This window comes from Mesorhizobium sp. M7D.F.Ca.US.004.03.1.1 (assembly GCF_003998635.1).
Lineage (GTDB): Bacteria > Pseudomonadota > Alphaproteobacteria > Rhizobiales > Rhizobiaceae > Mesorhizobium > Mesorhizobium loti.
In genome coordinates this window covers 1-491 of the sequence record NZ_RZQG01001755.1, presented here as the reverse complement: position 1 = coordinate 491, position 491 = coordinate 1, and the positions used below count along the sequence as shown (strand labels likewise).

Genomic DNA, 491 nt, shown 5'->3' with positions numbered 1-491 from the left:
ACCTTCGTCAAGCTCATCCAGCGGCTCTATGACGTGAATGCGGGGGAAATCCTGGTCGACGGCCAGGACATCTCGCAGGTGGCGCAAGCGTCGCTGCGCGGGCAGATCGCCATCGTCCAGCAGGAGCCGATCCTGTTCCACCGGTCGCTGGCCGAAAACATCGCCTATAGCAGGCCGAGTGCCACGCAAGAGGAGATCGAGCATGCCGCAAAGCTGGCGAGCGCGCATGATTTCATCACCAACCTGCCGAAGGGCTACGGCACGCTGGTCGGCGAACGCGGCGTGAAACTGTCGGGCGGCGAGCGGCAGCGTGTGGCGATCGCGCGCGCGTTCCTTGCCGATGCGCGCATCCTGATCCTCGATGAGGCGACATCGAGCCTCGATTCGGAATCGGAGGTGCTGATCCAGCAGGCGATGGAGCGGCTGATGGTCGGCCGCACGACGCTGGTCATCGCGCACCGGCTATCGACGGTGCGGGCGCTCGACAGGCT

Annotated in this window: 1 protein-coding gene; it reads left to right on the top strand. The window is 65.2% G+C overall.

Going from position 1 to position 491, the window contains the following annotated elements:
• Nucleotides 1-491, top strand: a 491-nt coding sequence (locus tag EN935_RS39870) for an ATP-binding cassette domain-containing protein (RefSeq protein WP_127374445.1), incomplete at both ends; no start/stop codon positions are given.